At 72.1% G+C, this 17852-nt stretch carries 13 protein-coding genes and 1 pseudogene; 6 read left to right on the forward strand and 8 right to left on the reverse strand.

Annotated features, from left to right (window positions below):
- The first annotated feature begins 57 nt into the window (after positions 1 to 57).
- From ACIBU0_RS24900 to narI, 4 genes are read left to right on the forward strand one after another with little or no spacing between them, the layout of a single operon-like run.
- The gene (locus ACIBU0_RS24900; protein ID WP_398821941.1) at positions 58 to 3762 is read left to right on the forward strand and encodes a nitrate reductase subunit alpha; all 3705 of its coding nucleotides are present in this window, start codon (positions 58 to 60) and stop codon (positions 3760 to 3762) included.
- The gene (narH, locus tag ACIBU0_RS24905) at positions 3762 to 5390 is read left to right on the forward strand and encodes a nitrate reductase subunit beta (RefSeq protein ID WP_398821943.1); all 1629 of its coding nucleotides are present in this window, start codon (positions 3762 to 3764) and stop codon (positions 5388 to 5390) included. Before ACIBU0_RS24900 ends, narH begins: the two co-directional genes overlap by 1 nt.
- On the forward strand, positions 5390 to 5884 hold the full coding sequence (gene narJ / locus ACIBU0_RS24910) for a nitrate reductase molybdenum cofactor assembly chaperone (protein WP_398821945.1): 495 nt from the start codon (positions 5390 to 5392) through the stop codon (positions 5882 to 5884). The genes narH and narJ overlap by 1 nt, the downstream gene beginning before the upstream one ends.
- Positions 5881 to 6603 carry a respiratory nitrate reductase subunit gamma gene (gene narI / locus ACIBU0_RS24915; protein ID WP_398821947.1) on the forward strand — a complete coding sequence of 241 codons (723 nt, stop codon included), beginning with the start codon at positions 5881 to 5883 and terminating at the stop codon, positions 6601 to 6603. Before narJ ends, narI begins: the two co-directional genes overlap by 4 nt.
- Here narI and dnaK read toward each other — a convergent pair.
- The 5 genes and pseudogenes from dnaK to ACIBU0_RS24940 form a co-directional block, all read right to left on the reverse strand.
- Positions 6600 to 8474, reverse strand: a complete 1875-nt coding sequence (gene dnaK / locus ACIBU0_RS24920) for a molecular chaperone DnaK (protein ID WP_398821949.1) — start codon at positions 8472 to 8474, stop codon at positions 6600 to 6602. The two genes, narI and dnaK, sit on opposite strands and share 4 nt — an antisense overlap.
- Before the next feature lie 250 nt (positions 8475 to 8724).
- Entirely contained in the window at positions 8725 to 9153 is a 429-nt protein-coding gene (locus tag ACIBU0_RS24925) for an OsmC family protein (protein WP_398821951.1), read from the reverse strand.
- Positions 9154 to 9229: 76 nt separating this feature from the next.
- Positions 9230 to 9565, reverse strand: a pseudogene (locus tag ACIBU0_RS24930) (hypothetical protein); the annotation flags it as partial.
- Positions 9566 to 9937: 372 nt separating this feature from the next.
- Positions 9938 to 12070 carry a phage holin family protein gene (locus ACIBU0_RS24935; protein WP_398821953.1) on the reverse strand — a complete coding sequence of 711 codons (2133 nt, stop codon included), beginning with the start codon at positions 12068 to 12070 and terminating at the stop codon, positions 9938 to 9940.
- 120 nt (positions 12071 to 12190) lie between these two features.
- Positions 12191 to 12598, reverse strand: a complete 408-nt coding sequence (locus ACIBU0_RS24940) for a hypothetical protein (protein ID WP_398821955.1) — start codon at positions 12596 to 12598, stop codon at positions 12191 to 12193.
- An 84-nt stretch (positions 12599 to 12682) separates the two neighbouring features.
- Here ACIBU0_RS24940 and ACIBU0_RS24945 point away from each other — a divergent pair, with 84 nt between their 5' ends.
- Together ACIBU0_RS24945 and ACIBU0_RS24950 are read left to right on the forward strand one after the other, a co-directional pair.
- On the forward strand, positions 12683 to 13456 hold the full coding sequence (locus ACIBU0_RS24945) for an MBL fold metallo-hydrolase (protein WP_398821957.1): 774 nt from the start codon (positions 12683 to 12685) through the stop codon (positions 13454 to 13456).
- Entirely contained in the window at positions 13453 to 14082 is a 630-nt protein-coding gene (locus ACIBU0_RS24950; RefSeq protein ID WP_398821959.1) for a DedA family protein, read from the forward strand. The genes ACIBU0_RS24945 and ACIBU0_RS24950 overlap by 4 nt, the downstream gene beginning before the upstream one ends.
- On the opposite strand, the gene ACIBU0_RS24955 is transcribed toward ACIBU0_RS24950, so the two are convergent.
- The 3 genes from ACIBU0_RS24955 to ACIBU0_RS24965 form a co-directional block, all read right to left on the reverse strand.
- Positions 14079 to 15191 carry an MBL fold metallo-hydrolase gene (locus ACIBU0_RS24955; RefSeq protein WP_398821961.1) on the reverse strand — a complete coding sequence of 371 codons (1113 nt, stop codon included), beginning with the start codon at positions 15189 to 15191 and terminating at the stop codon, positions 14079 to 14081. The two genes, ACIBU0_RS24950 and ACIBU0_RS24955, sit on opposite strands and share 4 nt — an antisense overlap.
- Positions 15188 to 16435: an aminotransferase class I/II-fold pyridoxal phosphate-dependent enzyme gene (locus tag ACIBU0_RS24960; RefSeq protein ID WP_398821963.1), complete on the reverse strand. Its 1248-nt coding sequence runs from the start codon at positions 16433 to 16435 to the stop codon at positions 15188 to 15190. Before ACIBU0_RS24960 ends, ACIBU0_RS24955 begins: the two co-directional genes overlap by 4 nt.
- Before the next feature lie 218 nt (positions 16436 to 16653).
- Positions 16654 to 17709, reverse strand: coding sequence for a hypothetical protein (locus tag ACIBU0_RS24965; protein ID WP_398821965.1), 1056 nt, complete (start codon positions 17707 to 17709; stop codon positions 16654 to 16656).
- Positions 17710 to 17852 lie beyond the last annotated feature (143 nt).

Consider the following 17852-nt stretch of genomic DNA (forward strand, 5'->3'; position numbering starts at 1 on the left):
GGGTGCGCTCTCGCGCTCCGCCCTAGGTTCGGGACCAGGGCAAGCAAGGGAGCGCCTGTGACCGACACGGAGATACCGCCCACCCCGCCCGCCGAGCCGCCCCCCGAACCGGGCGCGGTGCTGCTGAAGGCCGGCAGGTTCTTCCGGCCGGGCACGCCCGCGCCCGATCTGCACAGCGTGGAGCTGACCGGCGGGCGGGAGGCGGACGCGTTCTACCGGGACCGGTGGAGCCACGACAAGGTCGTGACCTCCACGCACGGGGTGAACTGCACGGGCTCCTGCCGCTGGAACGTGTACGTCAAGGACGGCATCATCACGTGGGAGACCCAGCGGACGGACTATCCGAGCGTCGGACCCGACCGCCCCGAGTACGAGCCCCGGGGCTGCCCGCGCGGCGCCGCCTTCTCCTGGTACACCTACTCCCCCACCCGGATCCGCCACCCGTATGTCCGCGGTGTTCTGCTGGAGATGTACCGGGAGGCAAAAGACCGCACACTGGATCCCGTCGACGCCTGGGCGGACCTCCAGAGCGACCCCGAGCGCCGCCGCCGCTACCAGCGGGCCCGCGGCAAGGGCGGCCTGGTGCGGGTGAGTTGGGACGAGGCGATCGAGCTGGTCGCCGCCGCTCACGTCCACACCATCAAGACGTACGGCCCCGACCGCATCGCCGGTTTCTCGCCCATCCCCGCGATGTCGATGGTGTCGCACGCGGCGGGCGCCCGCTTCCACTCCCTGATCGGCGCCCCGATGCTGTCGTTCTACGACTGGTACGCCGACCTGCCGGTGGCCTCCCCGCAGGTGTTCGGCGACCAGACCGATGTGCCGGAGTCCGGCGACTGGTGGGACGCGGCGTATCTGCTGATGTGGGGCTCGAACGTCCCGGTGACCCGCACGCCCGACGCGCACTGGATGGCGGAGGCCCGCTACCGGGGCCAAAAGGTGGTGGTGGTCGCCCCGGACTACGCCGACAACGCCAAGTTCGCCGACGAGTGGCTCCACCCGCATCCCGGCACGGACGGCGCGCTGGCCCTCGCGATGGGCCACGTCGTCCTCAAGGAGTTCTTCGTCGACCGCGAGACACCTTTCTTCACGGACTACGTACGGAAGTTCACCGACCTGCCGTTCCTGGTCACCTTGGAGGAACGGGACGGCGCGCACGTCCCGGCGAAGTTCCTGCGCGCCACGGACCTGGGCCGGGCGGGCGAGGGCGCCGAGTGGAAGACGGTCGTGCTGGACGAGGTGTCGGGCCGCGCGGTCGTCCCGAACGGCTCCCTGGGCTTTCGCTGGACCCAATCGGGGAAGGGCAAGTGGAACCTCGAACTCGGGGACGTGCGACCGCAGTTGAGCCTGTACGGCAGTGAGGTCGCCGCCGGTGTGGAGGTGCTGCTGCCCCGCTTCGACACCGAGGGAGGGGCGCACGGGCAGGGGCGCGGGGACGTCGTACGGCGTGGTGTTCCGGCGACCAGGCTCGGCGGTGCGCGCGGGCCGCTGGTGACGACGGTCTTCGATCTCCTGCTCGCCCAGTACGGGGTCGCGCGGCCCGGGCTGCCGGGTCGCTGGCCGGTGTCGTACGACGACGCCGACGCGCCCGGCACGCCCGCCTGGCAGGAGGCGCACACCTCCGTCCCGGCGGCGAAGTGCGTGCGGATCGCGCGCGAGTTCGCGCGGACCGCCGAGCAGTCGCACGGCCGCTGCATGATCCTGATGGGCGCCGGCACCAACCACTGGTTCCACTCCGAGACGATCTACCGTGCCTTCCTCGCCCTGCTCCAGCTCACCGGCTGCCAGGGCCGCAACGGCGGCGGCTGGGCGCACTACGTGGGCCAGGAGAAGTGCCGTCCGGCGACCGGCTGGGCGACGCTCGCGGCCGCGTCGGACTGGTCGCGGCCACCGCGCCAGATGATCGGCACGGCGTACTGGTACCTCAACACCGATCAGTGGCGATACGACGGGTTCACGGCGGACGTGCTGGCCTCGCCGCTCGGTGCGGGCCGGTTCCGGGGCATGACGGGCGCGGACTGTCTCGCGCTGTCGACGCGTGCGGGGTGGATGCCGTCGTATCCGACCTTCGACCGCAATCCGCTGGAGCTGGGCGAGGTGTTCGGCGATCCGGTGGCGCGGGTGGTGGCCGAACTGCGCGCGGGCACCCTGAAGTTCGCCTGCGAGGACCCCGACGCGCCGGAGAACTGGCCGCGGGTGCTGACGCTGTGGCGGGCCAACCTGTTCGGCTCGTCGGCGAAGGGCGCCGAGTACTTCACCCGGCACCTGCTGGGCACGCACTCGTCCCTGCAGGCGCAGGAGGCGTCCGAGGACGTACGGCCGCGGGAGGTGACCTGGCGCGACGAGGCGCCCGAGGGCAAGCTCGACCTGCTGCTGTCGCTGGACTTCCGGCAGACCACGTCCACGCTGCTGTCGGACGTCGTCCTGCCCGCCGCGACCTGGTACGAGAAGCACGACCTGTCCAGCACGGACATGCACCCCTACGTCCACTCCTTCACGCCGGCCGTGGATCCGCCGTGGCAGGCACGCTCCGACTTCGACGCGTTCAAGGCGCTGGCGGAGCGGCTCAGCGAGCTGGCCGTCGGCCATCTGGGGGTGCGCAAGGACCTCGTGGCGACGCCGCTCCAGCACGACACGCCGGACGAGACGGCCCAACCGGGCGGAGTCGTCCTGGACTGGAAGCGCAAGGAGTGCGCCCCCGTGCCCGGGAGGACCATGCCGCATCTGACCGTCGTGGAACGCGACTACACGGCGATCGGCGCCAAGTTCGCCGCTCTCGGTCCGCTGGTGGAGCAGCTCGGCCTGCCCGCCAAGGGCATCACGCTGAAACCGGACGCGGAGGTCGAGGACCTGCGGCTCCTGAACGGCGGCACACCCGACGGCCGCCCTCTGCTCGACACGGCCGTGAAGGCGGCGAACACCATCCTCGCCCTCTCCGGCACCACCAACGGCCGTCTCGCCACCCAGGGCTTCCGTACCCTTCAGGTCCGCACCGGGCGGGAGATGGCGCATCTGGCGGCCGACCACGAGGGCAGACGGGTCACGTACGCGGGCACCCAGGCCGCACCCGTGCCGGTGATCACCTCGCCGGAATGGTCGGGCAGCGAGGCCGGCGGGCGGCGCTACACCGCCTTCACGCTCAACACCGAGCACCTCAAGCCCTGGCACACCCTCACCGGCCGCCAGCACTTCTTCCTCGACCACGACTGGATCCACGAGCTCGGCGAGGCCCTCCCGGTCTACCGGCCGCCGCTGGACATGAACAAGCTGTTCGGCGAGCCGCGCCTCGGCCCGGACGGGCAACGGGAGGTGACGGTCCGTTACCTCACCCCGCACAGCAAGTGGTCCATCCACTCCGAGTACCAGGACAACCTGTTCATGCTGGCGCTCTCCCGCGGCGGCCAGAACATCTGGATGTCCCCGCAGGACGCCGACGCGATCGGCGTCGTCGACAACGACTGGGTCGAGGCCGTCAACCGCAACGGCGTGGTCGTCGCCCGGGCCGTCGTCTCGCACCGTATGCCGGCCGGCACGGTCTACATGCACCACGCGCAGGAACGCACGATCGCCGTCCCGAAGTCCGAGACCACCGGCAGACGCGGCGGCATCCACAACTCGCTGACCCGGCTGATCATCAAGCCGTCCCATCTCGTCGGCGGCTACGCCCAGTTGTCCTGGGCGTTCAACTACCTGGGCCCGACGGGCAACCAGCGTGACGAGGTGACGGTGATCCGCCGCCGCAGCCAGGAGGTCGAGTACTGATGCGCCCGATGGCCCAGATAGCGATGGTGATGAACCTCGACAAGTGCATCGGCTGCCACACCTGTTCGGTGACCTGCAAGCAGGCGTGGACCAACCGGCGGGGCATGGAGTACGTCTGGTTCAACAACGTCGAGACCCGCCCCGGCCAGGGCTATCCACGCCGCTACGAGGACCAGGAGCGCTGGCGCGGCGGCTGGGAGCTGAACCGGCGCGGCGCGCTGAAGCTGAAGGCGGGCGGCCGGCTGCGCAAGCTCGCCGGGATCTTCTCCAACCCCGAACTCCCGGAGATCAAGGACTACTACGAGCCCTGGACGTACGACTACAGGAACCTCACCGACGCCCCGCTGGGCGACGACTTCCCGGTCGCGGAGCCGGTATCGCAGCTCGACGGCAAACCGATGAAGATCGAGTGGTCGTCGAACTGGGACGACAACCTCGCGGGCGCCCCGGCTCACGGCGACCTGGATCCCATGGTCGAGCGGGCCCGCCGGCACGCCGCGGACAAGGTGCGGTTCGAGTTCGAGCAGACCTTCATGTTCTATCTGCCGCGCATCTGCGAGCACTGCCTCAACCCGTCCTGCGTGGCCTCGTGCCCCTCCGGCGCGATGTACAAGCGGGCGGAGGACGGCATCGTCCTCGTCGACCAGGACCGCTGCCGCGGCTGGCGGATGTGCGTGACGGGATGCCCGTACAAGAAGGTGTACTTCAACCACCGCACCGGCAAGGCCGAGAAGTGCACGCTGTGCTATCCGCGCGTCGAGGTCGGCATGCCGACGGTCTGCTCGGAGACGTGCGTGGGGCGGCTGCGCTATCTCGGGGTGATGCTGTACGACGCCGACAAGGTGACGGCGGCCGCCTCGGTCCGGGACGAACAGGCCTTGTACGAGGCACAGTTGGGCGTCTTCCTCGATCCCGAGGACTCCGGGGTGCGGCGGGCGTGCGAGGAGGCGGGGATCCCGGACGACTGGGTGGAGGCGGCCCGCCGCTCCCCCGTGCACGCGCTGATCAGCAAGTACCGGGTGGCGCTCCCGCTGCATCCGGAGTACCGGACGATGCCGATGGTCTGGTACATCCCGCCGCTGTCGCCGGTGGTGGACGCGCTGACGGAGAGCGGGCACGACGGTGAGGACGCGCGGAACCTGTTCGGGGCGATCGACAGCCTGCGCATCCCGCTGGAGTACCTGGCGGAGCTGTTCACCGCCGGTGACGTCGCCCCGGTCCGGTCCTCGCTGGAGAGGCTCGCCGCGATGCGCGCCCACATGCGGGCGGTCAACCTCGGTGAGGAGCCGGATCCCTCGGTGCCGGCCGCCGTGGGCATGGGGGTCTACGAGATCGAACAGATGTACCGGCTGCTGGCGATCGCCAAGTACGAGGACCGCTACGTGATCCCGACGGCGGCCGTCGGGGACGCCCGGCACTTGGAGGAGTCGGCGCTCCCGCAGGGGTGCAGCCTCGACTACGACGGCGGGCCCGGGATGGGCGGGGACGGCCCCTTCGGCCGGGACTCGGGCCGCAAGCTGTTGCCCCTGGTGCCGGTGGAGAACTTCCACATCCTGCGCAGACGGCAGACCGCGGACGAGACCGACCCGGCCGCCGTGACCCACACCCCCGAGGCCGAGGAGGCCTGATGCCCTCCTACGAAGTGCTCTACCAGGCGGCCGCGCTCTGCCTGACCTACCCGGACGAAGACTTCCGCGCCCGCCTGCCGCTCCTGCGTGAAGCCGCCCCGCAGCTGCGGGAGTTCACCGACCACGCGGCGGTCACGCCCCCGCAGGAGCTGGCCGCGCACTACGTCGAGGTCTTCGACTTCACCGACCGTCACAGCCTGTACCTGAGCTGGTGGCACGACGGGGACACCCGTCGGCGCGGCATGTCGCTGGTCCGCTTCAAGGACCTCTATCGCGCGCACGGCCTGGAGCTGAGCGGCGAGGAGCTGCCGGACTTCCTGCCCGCGGTACTGGAGTTCGCGGCCCGCACCGGCAACACCGACCTCCTGCTGGACTACCGGGACGCCCTGGAACAGCTCCGCTGTCGGCTCACCGACTTCGGCACACCGTACGCAGCGGTCCTGGACGCCGTATGCGCCACCCTGCCGACCGAGCACTCGGGGGTGCGCTCATGACCGCGTTTCTGTGGGGCGTCCTGCCGTACGTCACCTTCGCCCTGCTGGTCGCCGGCCTGATCTGGCGCCACCGCTACGACCGGTTCGGCTGGACCACCCGCTCGTCGCAGATCTACGAGTCGAAGCTGCTGAACATCGCCTCGCCCGCCTTCCACTACGGCATCCTGTTCGTGCTGGTCGGCCATCTGGTGGGGCTGTTCGTGCCGGAGTCGTGGACGGCCGCGCTGGGCGTGAGCGAGCACACCTATCACCTGTTCTCCCTCTACGGCGGCACGGCGGCCGGCGTGCTCACGGTCGCCGGGATCGTGCTGCTGATCTACCGGCGCCGCACCAACGCCCCCGTGTTCCGCGCGACGACCGCCAACGACAAGGTCATGTACGTCGTCCTGCTCGCGGCGATCGTGCTGGGCATGGTCGCCAAGCTGGCCCACACCTCCGGCGACGGCTACGACTACCGCCGCTCCCTCGCCCCCTGGGCGCGCAGTCTGTTCACCCTGCAGCCGGACATCGACCGCATGGCCTCGGTGCCGGTGCTGTACGAGGTGCACGCGGTGATCGGCATGGTGCTGATCGCGCTGGTGCCGTACACCCGGCTGGTGCACATGTTCAGCGCGCCGGTGCAGTATCTGTTCCGGCCCTATGTGGTGTACCGGACGCGTGACCCCCGGCAGCTGGGACCGCGCCCGGACAAACCGGGCTGGGAGACGAGCCGTCGTTAGGCCGCCCCGCCCTTCTGCTCCTTCTCGTCGTCGACGATCTCCGCGTCCACCACGCCCTCGTCGTCCTGCGGTGCGGTCTGCTCGGTGCCCGTGCCGGTGGCGCTGTCCGTGGGGGTCTGCTGGGTCTGGGCGTACATCGCCTGGCCCATCTTCTGGCTGACGGTGGCGAGTTTCTCGATGCCGGTGCGCAGAGTGCTCGTCTCCGCGTTCTGCTCCAGTTGCTGCTTCAGCTCGGTGATCGCCGACTCGACCTCCGACTTGGTGTCCGCCGGGACCTTGTCCTCGTTGTCGCGGATGAACTTCTCGGTCTGGTAGACGAGCTGTTCGGCCTGGTTGCGGGTCTCGGCGGCCTCGCGCCGCTTGCGGTCCTCGTCGGCGTACTGCTCCGCCTCCCGCATCATGCGGTCGATGTCGTCCTTCGGGAGGGCCGAGCCGCCGGTGACCGTCATCTTCTGTTCCCGGCCGGTGGCCAGGTCCTTGGCGGAGACGTGCATGATCCCGTTGGCGTCGATGTCGAACGCGACCTCGATCTGCGGCACCCCGCGCGGCGCGGGCGGCAGACCGGTGAGGTCGAAGACGCCGAGCTTCTTGTTGTACGCCGCGATCTCACGTTCGCCCTGGTAGACCTGGATGCCGACGGAGGGCTGGTTGTCGGTGGCGGTGGTGAAGATCTCCGAACGCCGGGTGGGAATGGTCGTGTTGCGTTCGATGAGCTTGGTCATGATGCCGCCCTTGGTCTCGATGCCGAGGGACAGCGGGGTGACGTCGAGCAGAAGGACGTCCTTGACGTCGCCGCGGATGACGCCCGCCTGGAGGGCCGCGCCGACGGCCACGACCTCGTCGGGGTTGACGCCCTTGTGCGGGTCCTTGCCGGTGAGTTCCTTCACCAGGTCGGTGACGGCGGGCATGCGGGTGGAACCGCCCACGAGGATGACGTGGTCGACCGCGGAGAGTTTGATGCCGGCGTCCTTGACCGCCTGGTGGAAGGGGGTCTTGCAGCGGTCGAGGAGGTCGGCGGTGAGCTCCTGGAACTGGGCGCGGGTCATCTTCTCGTCGAGGTGGAGGGGGCCCTCGGCGGACGCGGTGATGTAGGGCAGGTTGATCGTCGTCTCGGAGGAGGAGGACAGCTCGATCTTGGCCTTCTCGGCGCCCTCGCGCAGCCGCTGCACCGCCATCTTGTCGCTCGCGAGGTCGATGCCGTTCTGCCCCTTGAACTTCTTGACGAGGTGCTCGACGATCCGCTGGTCCCAGTCGTCGCCGCCCAGGTGGGTGTCGCCGTTGGTGGCCTTGACCTCGATGACGCCGTCGCCGATCTCCAGCAGCGAGACGTCGAAGGTGCCGCCGCCGAGGTCGAAGACGAGGACGGTCTGCTCCTCGCCCCGGTCGAGGCCGTAGGCGAGGGCGGCGGCCGTGGGCTCGTTGATGATCCTGAGGACCTTCAAGCCCGCGATCTCCCCGGCCTCTTTGGTGGCCTGCCGCTGGGAGTCGTCGAAGTACGCGGGGACGGTGATCACCGCGTCGGTGACGTCCTCGCCCAGGTAGGACTCGGCGTCCCGCTTCAGCTTCTGCAGTACCCGGGCCGACAGTTCCTGGGCCCGGTAGCGGGTGCCGTCGATGTCGCCCTGATCGGGGAAGCGCCAGTTGGCGTCGCCCATGTGCCGCTTCACCGAGCGGGCCGTGCGCTCGACGTTCGTCACCGCCTGCCGCTTGGCCACCTCACCCACGAGGACCTCGCCGTTCTTGGCGAAGGCCACGACCGACGGTGTGGTCCTGGCCCCTTCCGCGTTGGCGACGACCGTGGGTTCGCCGCCCTCCAGGACGGCCACCACCGAGTTCGTGGTCCCGAGATCGATCCCGACCGCGCGTGCCATCGTTGTCCCCTTCCGCCAGGGCACCCCTTCGAACTCCAGCACAAAACTTGAGTGGGTTCTTGTCAATGGGGCGAGTGACCGGGGGGACGGATACCAAACGGGAGCTGAGCACCCGCTCAGGGGGGGTGGGGGGCGGCCCGAAGGGCCGCACCCCCAGGGGCGCGGGGAACTGCGCGCCAAGCCACGACGGCGCCGCACCCGAAAGGCGGCACCCGGGGCACTTTCTCTCGCGGCTCCCCCAGCGGAGCGTCTACGTGAGCTTGGCCGACAGCGTGATCGGGACCGCCTTCAGCGCCTGGCTGACCGGGCAGCCCACCTTGGCCTCCTCGGCCCTGGCGAGGAAGTCCTCCTCGGACAGGCCCGGAACCGTGCCCTCGACGGTGATGTGGATGCCGGTGATCCCCTCACCGGGCTGGAAGGTCACGTCGGCGGACGTGGTCAGCCTGGTCGGCGGGGTGCCGGCCTTGTCGAGGATGTTGGAGAAGGCCATGGAGTAGCAGCTGGAGTGGGCGGCGGCGATCAGCTCCTCCGGGCTGGTCTTGCCGTTCGCCTCCTCGGCGCGCGACGCCCACGTCACCGGCTGCTGGGCGATGCTGCCGGAGGAGTCGAAGGAGACGACGCCATTGCCCTGGAACAGGTTTCCTTCCCACACGGTGTGTGCGGAGCGCGTGGTTGCCACGATGAATCCCTTCGCCTGCTTACGGTGAGGTCCCGAGTCGGGTTCCGTGTCCCCCATCCGATCACACTCGCCCTCATTACACCCGGAAGAACGGCCCACGCGGGGTGAACGGCAGACGGCCACCTCGTGGAATCAGGTACGCGTGCTCGCACCGCACCCGCAGCGCATCGCACCAGCCGTCCGTGATGACCAGGACCGGCGCAACCGGCGGAAAGTCGTCCGCGCGCTGCAGCAGGTCGATCCCGGGCTGCAGGACCGTACCGCCCCGCCCGTGCACCCGCCCGGCGATCTCCGTCACCGGCACATACCCCGCGTCGTGCGGTGCCGCGTCGCAGAACACCACCCGCGCCGCCGGTACGTCCCGGGCCTCGGCGTAGGAGGCGATCGCGCCGAGCGCCTTGCCGAGCAGGCTCACGCACGTAAGGCCGAGCGACTCGGCGAACTCCCTGACGAGGGAGGACTTTCCGATGCCGGGAGCGCCCCAGATGAAGACCGGCCGCACGGTGGCGAGGCCGAGCAGCAGGTCGGGGATACGGGCGGGCGTGACGGTTACGGCTGCCTGCAAAGCAGCGGCTCCTTGGGGTGTTCGAGAAGGGCGCGCAGGTCTGCGGCGCCCGATACGAACGGTTTGTGTGCCGCGCGGGGCAGGTGCAGCCCATTTTCCGTTGACCGGAATGTGCCCTGGGCAAGACCGACCGGTGGTGACACGTTGAAGCACGGTCCTCCGTGAAGGCCGCTCCTTCGGTGATGGGGGTACGAAGGAGCGGCACCCCCAGCCGGACGATCAGGCCGCGCGCTGGTCCTGACGCCGCGGCACCGGCACCTGAGGGCCGTCCGACTCGCGCAGCCAGCGGCGCAGCACGCGGTGTACGTGCTCGGCGCCGACGACGTCCTCCCCGTGGTCGGCCGGCGCGGAGAAGGCGAGGGGCGACAGCAGGAACGCCTTGCCTTGCGCGCCGCCGAGTCCGCCGTGCGAGCCGATCTGCTCCTCGAAGGCGAGGACCTCTCCGTCGGCCGGCTCGTACGCGGAGTTGACCATGATGTCGGCGGCGTTCGGGAACGAGTGGGTGCGGCGTACGGCGTCGGCGGCGCTCGGCCCGAAGACCTCCAGCGGCCCCGGATCGTCGTCCAGCCGGTCCACGGGTATCTCGGCGCCGTACGCGCCGAGCACGACTCCGCCGTACCGCTCGCTGCGTACCAGCAGGAAGCCGACGCCGGGGTGGTTGGCGAGGGTGGTGAGCAGGGCCGGGTGGCGGGCGTCGATCTCCTCCTTGGTCATCCGGTGCGGCACGTCCGGGAAGGAGACCAGGCCGAGGTTGCCGGAGGCCAGCACGATCGGCTCGGAGCTGCGGCGCGAGGGGCGGTGCCGCTCGCCGCCCTCCTCGACGGGGATGCGCAGCGCCGCGCGGACGGCCGCGCGGGCCTCGGCGCCGCTGCGGGTGCGCTGTGCCCTGCGCGGCACGGGCAGCCCGCAGCCGGCCCGCACCAGGTCGCCGAGGCCGAGGCCGTAGCGGGCGCGGAAGGTCTCGCCGGGGCTCTGGCCGTGGTCCGACAGCACGACGATGCGGTACGGCCGCGGGGCGTGCTCGGCGACGTTCTCGATCAACGCCAGCGCCCGGTCGAGGCGTTCGAGGACCTTCTCGGCGTCGCGGCTGAACGGTCCCGAGTGGTGGGCGACTTCGTCGTACGCCACCAGGTCGGCGTACACGGAGGTGCGGCCGGCGAGCATGTCGCCCATCACCGCGGCGACCACGACGTCCCGTTCCACGACGGTCGCGAAGGCGCGGACGAACGGGTAGAGGCCGCCGCGGGACACCCTCGGCCGTGCCTTGCGGACGCGGGCCCGGGTGGACTGGCCGATCTCGCGGCCGGCCTCGGCGACGAAGGACAGGGCGGTGCGCACGGCGTTGGCCGGGTCGGAGAAGTAGGCGAAGTAGCCGGCCCGGGAGCGGTTCTCCCGGCCGCGGCGTCTGGTCGCGATGGACAGCACGAGGGCCTGCTCGTCGGCGCCGCCGCTGAAGAGGTTGCCGCGGCTGGCGCCGTCGGCGGTGAGCAGTCCGCCGTCGCCGGTGCGCTCGATGGCTCGGCGCTGGAGTTCGGCGGCGCTGGTGGGGCGGTTGCAGACCATCACCTCGCGGCCGGCCTTCTCGTACCAGCGGAAGGCGGGCACGTCGTGGTTGCTGCCGTGCAGGATGCCGAGCTGGCTGGCGCCGGTCTGGCTGGACCAGTCGGTGCGCCAGGGGGTGAGCCGGTGGGTGGGGCGGGCGGTGCCTCCCGGGCCGTTGCCGTTGCTCTTGCCGTTGCCGTTGCTCTTGCCGTTGCCGTCGCTGTTGCCGAGCCAGCGGGCGACGGTGGGCATCAGGTCCTTGCCGACGGCGTCGAGGAGGACGTCGTGACCGACGCCGTCGAGCTGGACGAAGACCGTGCCGGGGCTGGACGGGCCGGGCGGCAGGGCTCTGCGGCGGCGGTCGGCGAGGCGGTACAGGCGGCGCCGGTACGCGTCGTCGTCGCGTACGGCCAGGGCGGCGCCCGTGCCGGAGGCGACGGCGGACATCACGGCGGCGACGATGACCGCGGTCTCGGGGGCGGCCTCGCTGTCGCCGGAGGGGACGAGGCGCAGGGCGACGATGAGCAGCGAGCCGTTGAGGAAGAAGACGAGGGTGCCGAGCACCAGAGCGGGCACCAGCAGCAGGAGTCGCACGAGGAGGGGCCAGACCAGCGCCGAGAGCAGGCCGAAGGCGCCGGCGCCGAGGGCCGCGGTGACGGCGATGCTGGTGGCGCTGTCGCCGTCCGCCGACTGGAGGTGGAAGTCGGGCAGGATGCCGGCGAGCACGAGCATGGTGACGGTGGAGACCGCCCACACGGCGATGCTCCGACCGACCTGACTGGCGACCCGCCGCCAACGCCGTCCACGCACGCCCAGCCCACCTCACGTCCCGGCTCGCCGCCCCGAACGAGCCTTCAGGACCCCAGCGTGACATACGGCTCCGACAGCGGCCGGGGCCGAACTTCGGCCCCTGTTTTCCCGCCCCCGGCGTCAGCGGCCGTCGTAGCCGGCCGTCGGCATCGACAGCCTCCGGTGTACCCGTGCCTTCATCTGGGCGTCGTACAACGGCTCCGCGCGTCCCACCGTCTCCACCCGGACCCCGCGCCGGGCGCACTCCGCGGTGAACTCCTCGACGGAGGACAGCGCGCTCTCCAGGACTCTCCGGCTGGGGGCCACGAACAGGTCGAGGCCGGGGCGGACGCCCTCCCACAGGACGCTGTGGTCGGGCCGCAGGCGGCGTACCAGGAGCTCGCGCGCGACGACGTACCCGTGCTCGGCGGCCCAGTGCGCGCACATCGCGTGCTGGCTGCGGGAGTCCACCAGGAAGGGGTCGGCGTCCAGCTCTTCGAGCGGCGTCAGACTGGCGATCGCCGTCACGCGCACAACGGATGACCCCATGGCGTCCCCCTCACCTCCGGGTTTCGCCGCCGACCCTACTCCAGCCCGTACGCTTCGGGGAGTCGCGCGAAGGAGGCAAAGAAGGTGCCGGTGGAGATCACCTGGTGGGGTCACGCCACTTGCACGGTCGAGGACTCGGACGTACGCGTCCTGACCGATCCTCTGTTCGCGCGCCGGCTCGCACACCTGCGTCGCCGCCGGGGCGCCCTGCCGCCGCCCGACGCCCGGCGCGCGGACGTCGCCGTCGTCTCCCACCTCCACGCCGACCACCTGCACGTTCCGTCCCTGGCGAGGCTGGCGAAGGGCACCCGCCTGCTCGTACCCAGCGGCGCACCCCGCGCGGTGCCGGGCCTGCGCCGCCTCACCCAGCTGCGGGTGACCGAGATGGCGCCGGGGGACGTGACGTCGGTGGGCGGACTGACCGTACGGGCCGTGCCCGCGCGGCACGACGGACGGCGGCTGCCCGTCGGCCCGCACCGCTCCCCCGCCCTCGGCTATGTCCTGGAGGGCGAGGGGCGCACGTACTTCGCCGGGGACACCGGGCTGTTCGACGCGATGGCGAAGGAGGTCGGGCCGGTCGATGTGACGCTGCTGCCGGTGGGCGGCTGGGGGCCGTATCTCGGGGAAGGCCACCTGGACGCGGGGCGGGCGGCCGAGGCACTGGCCCGTCTCTCGCCGCGCAGTGCCGTGCCGGTGCACTACGGCACGTACTGGCCGATCGGCATGGACGCCGTGCGCCCCCATGAATTCCACTCTCCCGGCGACGAGTTCGCGCGGCTCGCGGCCGAGCGCGCGCCGGGCGTGTCGGTGCACCGGCTCGCGCACGGGGAGAGCGTGCGCCTGGAGGTGGCCCGGTGACGGTCCTGGCCGCCACGGCGACCGTGGTGCCGACCGAGTCCACGCAGCAGGCGATCGGCTATCCGTCGCTGTTCCTGCTGGTGCTGATCGGGGCGCTGGTGCCGATCGTGCCGACGGGGGCGCTGGTGAGTTCGGCGGCGGTGGTGGCGTTCCACCAGACGGCACCGTTCGCGCTGGCGCTGGTCTTCGCGACGGCGTCGACGGCCGCGTTCCTGGGCGACGTCACGCTGTACTGGCTGGGGCGGCGCGGTATGCGCTCGAGGAACGGCTCGCGCTGGCTGGAGGCGATCCGCTCGCGCGCACCGGAGGACCGGCTCACGCAGGCGCAGCGCAAGCTGTCCGAGCATGGGGTGGCCGTACTGGTGCTGTCCCGGCTGGTGCCGGCCGGCCGCATTCCGGTGATGCTGGCCTGCCTGATGGCGAAGTGGCCCATGCGGCGGTTCGCCCGGGGCAACTTTCCGGCCTGCCTGGCGTGGGCGGTGACGTATCAGCTGATCGGGATCCTGGGCGGCTCCCTGTTCCCGGAGCCGTGGGAGGGCGTGGTCGCGGCGATCGCGGTGACCCTGCTGATCAGCGCGGCGCCGAGCGTGTGGCGCCGCATCCGGAAGACCGGCGCCGCCTCCTAGTCCAGACCGCTCCTGTCCCGGGCGGCCACCTGGTCCAGGACGCGTGACCCTCCCACCGGCAGATCCCACAGGTCCTCCCGGTCCAGCCCCGCCTTCTCCCAGGCCGTCCGCACGCGCGTGAGCGGTTCCATGACCGGCTCCGCCGACAGGACGAAGGTCGCCCAGTGCATCGGTGCCATCCGGCGGGCGCCGAGGTCCTGGGCGGCGCGGACCGCCTCCTCGGGGTCGCAGTGGACGTCGCTGAGCCACCAGCGGGGGTCGTAGGCGCCGATGGGGAGGAGGGCGAGGTCGATGCCGGGGTAGCGCTCGCCGATGCGGGTGAACCAGTGGCCGTAGCCGGTGTCGCCCGCGAAGTACACGCGCTGTCCGTCCGGGGCGGTGAGGACCCAGCCGCCCCACAGGCTGCGGCAGGTGTCGGTGAGGGTGCGCTTGGACCAGTGGTGGGCGGGGACGAAGTCGAAGCGGACGCCGGACAGTTCGGCGGCCTCCCACCAGTCCAGCTCGGTGATCCGGGTGAACCGGCGGCGGCGGAACCAGACGGCGAGGCCGGCCGGCACGAACACGGGGGTGTCGCGCGGGAGTCGGCGCAGGGTGGGGGCGTCCAGGTGGTCGTAGTGGTTGTGACTGACGACGACCGCGTCGACGCGCGGCAGCGCGCTCCAGGCGACGCCTACGGGGGTGACACGGGCCGGGGTGCCGAGGATGCGGCGCGACCAGACCGGGTCGGTGAGGACGGTCAGTCCGCCGATCTGCACGACCCAACTGGCGTGTCCCGCCCAGGAGACGGCGACCGTGCGGGCGTCGACGCGGGGCAGCGGGGCCGGCTCGAAGGGCAGCCGCGGGATGTCGGCGAGGCCTTCGCGGCCGGGGCGTACGGCGCCCTCCCGGGCGAAGCGGGCGAGGGCCTTGATGCCGGGCAGCGGGGCGGTGAGGCGGTCGTGGAAGCTCCGCGGCCACACCCGGCGTTCGCCCAGCGGACGGGGGGCGGCGAGCGGCGGGAACGGGGGCGCGAAGAGGGACGGATCCGCCGGGGCGTCGGCCTCCTGCGCGGGCGAGGTGGTGCTCGTGGTGGTCGTACGCCTGGTGGTCGACTCGGACTGCTGCGTCATCGAGGAGGCTCCCATCGCTGAGCGTCGTCACGGAGATCGTCGAAGACCGTCTTCAAGTGGATCAACGCACGTTGCACGTGTGGCAGTTCCAACGGCGCGGGTGAACTGATGCATTCCGCGCGTTCCTCGTCGGTGCCGTCCAGCAGCGCTCCGGTGGACAGCCGCACCCGCAGCGCGCCGAGGTCGTCGCCGAAGCGGTGGCCGCCCGGCGCGGGCATGCCGAGCCGGGCGGCGAGGAAGTCCTCCAGGTCCTGCGCGTCCCCGACGCCCTGCGCGGACAGCCCGGCGCGCAGCGGGCCGAGGTCGACGTACAGGTGCCGCCCGGCCTGCGGGGGCCGGGCCAGGGCGCCCGCCTTCACGGCGGCGGTGTGCGCCGCGGCGGCCACGCGCGCGTGCAGGCGTACGGCGAGGGTGGCTCGTGCGGCGACCGGTTCGGGCTCCGCGAGCGCGTAGCCGGCCGCGAGGGCGACCGGGCCGGCGACGCGGGCGCCGAGCGCGGTGAGCACGTCGAGCACGCGCGCGTGGAGGCCCCCTCCGGCCTCGCCCGCGGGGAACCGGGCGACCGCGGCCGGCCAGCCCGGCGGGAGGTGGGCGCCGGCCAGGTCGGTGACGACGGTGACCTGCTCGGGCAGCATCTCGGCAGGGCTGAGCAGCACGGTGTCGTGCGGGGCGTGCACGGTGTCGCGCCAGGTCTCGTCGCTGACCAGGTGCAGCCCCTCACCGGTGGCGGCCTCCAGGGTCTCGTGCAGCACCTCGGGCGGGGCGACCGTGGCGGTCGGGTCGTCGGCGACCGACAGGACGAGCAGACGCGGGTCACCGCCCTCGTCGCGCACCCGGCGGACGGTCTCCAGAAGGGCGTACGGATCCGGGACGCCGCCGCACTCGGCCGGCGTCGCCACGTGGAAGACGGGTCTGCCCAACAGGCGCGCGTACGGCGCCCACCAGGCTGCACAGGGCCGGGGCACCAGGACGTCGCCGCCGAGCGCGAAGGTCAGGGCGAGCAGCAGGGCGGGCGCACCGTTGGCGGCCACCGCCTGCTCGGGCCGGGTCGGCAGCCCGCGCCGGTCCCAGTAGCCGCACGCGGCCTCCAGGAGCGCGGCGCCGCCGCCGACCGGTTCGCTGTCGGACCGCCCCGCGGCCGCGGCGAGCACGGCGGCCAGTTCGGGCAGCACGGGCAGCCCGTCGTCCGGGAGCGGCGGCCCGTAACGGACGGGGCCGTGGCCTTCGGGGTCCGTCCGGCGCATCGGTGCCTCCGCGCTGTGCCTGGTGCCGTGGTGGTTCGTCGTCCTGTGCTCCGTGCGGGTCGGTGTTCGGTGGTGCGGTCCTTGTGGTGGGTACGACGCGAGGGCCGTACGGTGCGTTGCGCGTCCCTCGCGCTCCGAGTACCCACCGGGGTGCCACCCCATGGGCGCCGGTCCGGGTCGCGTCCGTCACGGCGTCGGTGGTTCCGGTGCCGTACCCATCAGTCCTCCATGGGAGGCGTCTTGCGGCGCAGCCGGTACACCGCGCCCCCGACCGCGCCCGCGATCAGGATTCCGCCGGCGGCCAGCGCGGGGACGGAGCCGGTGAAGGCACCGCCCGCACCGGCCTGCACGCCGTGCTCGACGGCCTCGCCACCGCAGTCCTCCGCCTCGCTCCTGCCGGAGTGGAGCCCGGATTCCTCCCAGGCGGAGCCGGCCGGCTCGGACGCCGCCGTGTCCCAGCCCGAGCCGGTCCCGCCCGAGCCGGTCCCGGTCCCGCCCGATTCGGATCCGGTCTCGTCCCGGTCGGACTCTGCCTCACCGGGCCCGGTCGGGTCCGTATCCGTCTTGTCGGAGCCGGCCCCGGTCCCGTCCCAGCCGGGCTCGGTGCTGCCCGAGTGGGACCCGCTGCAGGACCGGCTGCCGCCACCGGTTCCCTCCCCGGTGCCTGCCGTAACGCCCCCGCCGTCCTTGCCGGTTCCCTCACCGCCCGTACCGTCTTCGCCGCCCGTACCGCCTCCACCCTCCTGGCCGGCCCCGCCGTCTGTGCCACCTCCGCCGTCCTTGCCACCCTCGCCGTCCTCGCCGACCCCGCCTTCCTCGCCACCTTCACCGCCACCTCGACCGGCGCCGTCCCGAGCCACCGTGAACTTCGCGCTCCACTCCTTGCCCTCCCCGCCGGACGCCGCCGGGCACGTGCCGTCGACGGTCCACGAGGAGTCGGATCCGGCCGCGTCCGGGTCGCCCTCGAAGTTCTCGGCCTGGGGAATCCTGGCGGTGCCGCGGTAGGCGGGGCCCGCCGCCTGCTCGTCGTTGCCGGCGACCCGCTTCAGCTGGACGGTGCCCTCCTCGAACGCCTGGGAGGTGGCGTCGAGGGTGGCGGGCGCGGAGGCCCCGTCCAGGGCGTCGCAGGAGACCGAGACGGTGAGGGTGCCGCCCGGAGAGACGGAGCCGGGACTGACCTCCGCGGCCGGGTCCGCCGAGGCGGCCGAGGCGGCGAAGCCCAGGACGGCACCGGCCAGCGAGGCGACGGACAGGGCACAGGCGGGGCGGCGCATGGGACGCACTCCTTCGGCCGACGGCTGCGGGGCACGGCGGTCATGCCCCCGCAGCCATGACAGCCCGCCCGGCGCCCGGGCGCGCGCGGCCGGGCACCATTCGCGGGACGGTGAGGGCCGAGCGGGTGACGCCGTGGTGGCCC

This window comes from Streptomyces sp. NPDC049627, from assembly GCF_044465645.1.
Taxonomy (GTDB): Bacteria; Actinomycetota; Actinomycetes; order Streptomycetales; family Streptomycetaceae; genus Streptomyces.

What these genes read in the sequence shown, in the direction of transcription:
- narH (WP_398821943.1), top strand. Translation starts at nt 3,762, where the DNA reads ATGCGCCCGATGGCCCAGATAGCGATGGTGATGAACCTCGACAAGTGC.
- narJ (WP_398821945.1), top strand. Translation starts at nt 5,390, where the DNA reads ATGCCCTCCTACGAAGTGCTCTACCAGGCGGCCGCGCTCTGCCTGACC.
- narI (WP_398821947.1), top strand. Translation starts at nt 5,881, where the DNA reads ATGACCGCGTTTCTGTGGGGCGTCCTGCCGTACGTCACCTTCGCCCTG.
- dnaK (WP_398821949.1), bottom strand. Translation starts at nt 8,474, where the DNA reads ATGGCACGCGCGGTCGGGATCGATCTCGGGACCACGAACTCGGTGGTG.
- ACIBU0_RS24940 (WP_398821955.1), bottom strand. Translation starts at nt 12,598, where the DNA reads ATGGGGTCATCCGTTGTGCGCGTGACGGCGATCGCCAGTCTGACGCCG.
- ACIBU0_RS24955 (WP_398821961.1), bottom strand. Translation starts at nt 15,191, where the DNA reads ATGACGCAGCAGTCCGAGTCGACCACCAGGCGTACGACCACCACGAGC.
- ACIBU0_RS24960 (WP_398821963.1), bottom strand. Translation starts at nt 16,435, where the DNA reads ATGCGCCGGACGGACCCCGAAGGCCACGGCCCCGTCCGTTACGGGCCG.
- ACIBU0_RS24965 (WP_398821965.1), bottom strand. Translation starts at nt 17,709, where the DNA reads ATGCGCCGCCCCGCCTGTGCCCTGTCCGTCGCCTCGCTGGCCGGTGCC.